The 1,373-nt window shown below is 74.7% G+C and carries 1 protein-coding gene; it reads right to left on the reverse strand.

Annotated features, from left to right (window positions below; translation table 11 throughout):
* Positions 1-1,116, reverse strand: a 1,116-nt coding sequence (locus tag H5J33_RS35325; protein WP_181798728.1) for a type II CAAX prenyl endopeptidase Rce1 family protein, incomplete at its 3' end; no start/stop codon positions are given.
* Positions 1,117-1,373 lie beyond the last annotated feature (257 nt).

Below are 1,373 nucleotides of genomic sequence, written 5' to 3' on the forward strand. Positions count from 1 at the left end.
GGCGCCGGTCACCGGGGGACCGGGCCACGGTCCAGGTATCGCACCGTACGGGTGAACCGGTGGCTGCCCGGGCACGGGACCGTACGGGTGGACCGGTGCCCGCCCCGGCGCCACACCGTACGGGTGAACCGGCGCCTGCCCCGGCATCGCACCGTACGGGTGACCGGGCCACTGTCCGGACACCGTGCCGTACGGGTGCACCGGAGGCAGCGGCGCGGGGGCGGTGCGTTCCAGTCGGCGGCGGCGCAGCAACCACGTCACGGCCGCCGTGTACAGCAGGATGCCCGCGACATCGAGGACGACCGTCTGCCGGCCCGCGTCGGCCGCGGTCTCGTCACTGGCGAGCCCGTCCACCACGGCGGCCGACACACCGAAGGCGTACAGGTTGTTGACGGCGTGCAGGGCGATGGACGCCTCGAGTCCTCCCGTCCGCCAGGTCAGCCACCCCGCGCACACCCCGAACACCACCAGGTCGGCGAAGCCCCACACCGTGCCCCAGCCGTGGGCGGCGGCGAACAGCACGGCCTGAGGCACCAGCGCGGCCCACGGCGAACGCAGGAACGCCCCCGCCGTCTGCGTGAGCCAGCCGCGGAAGACGTACTCCTCGGCCGCCGCCTGCAACGGCACCAGCACGACCAGCATGACCAGGGCCCGTGCGAAGGCCGGCCAGCCCACCCACTGGCTCTCCGCCCCGCCGCCGTCCGAGGGCAGCAGGAACATGCCGCCCATCGTCAGGGCGAGGACCGGCGCGGCCGTCAGCACGCACAGCCCGAGCCAGCGCCGGCGCAGCCGCCCGGTGACCGAGGAGACCGTGCCGGCCGGGCGCCGGCCGATCCAGCGCACCGTCAGCAGCAGGACGGGTATGCCCACCGCGATCGACAGCAGGTCCAGCGCGGTGCCCGGGACGGGGCCGAACTCCGGCCAGCCGTCGGCGTCCTCGGAGTATCCGAGGGCCAGGCCCACGACCAGGGAGCAGAGCATGAGGACGAGCACGGCGAGCACATAGCCCACGGCCGCGACCAGGGTCCCGAGCAGCGGGCGCCACCACTGGTAGCGCGGCGCGAGACGGGCCAGGCGGTGGTACGGGAGCTGCTCGGCGAGCGGTGGCTGTGTCATGCCGTCAGCCTGCCAAAGACGCGGAGGTGTGCCATCGGCCCACGGCAGGAGCGGTGTCTCCACCCCTGGTTGGGGACACATCTCCACCCCGGGGCCGGTGCCCGCCGCGCGGGGCGGCCCGTACGCTCGTCGGCGACATGGAGACGATACGCAACTGGCTTCTGCCCCTGCTGTCGGCGGCCGGGCAGGGCGTCCTGCTGTGGCCCGGGGTGTACCCGGACGGCACCCCCGGTCCGCTCGCCCTGGCCGCCGTGGTG

Source organism: Streptomyces sp. WELS2 (assembly GCF_013870595.1).
Lineage (GTDB): Bacteria > Actinomycetota > Actinomycetes > Streptomycetales > Streptomycetaceae > Streptomyces.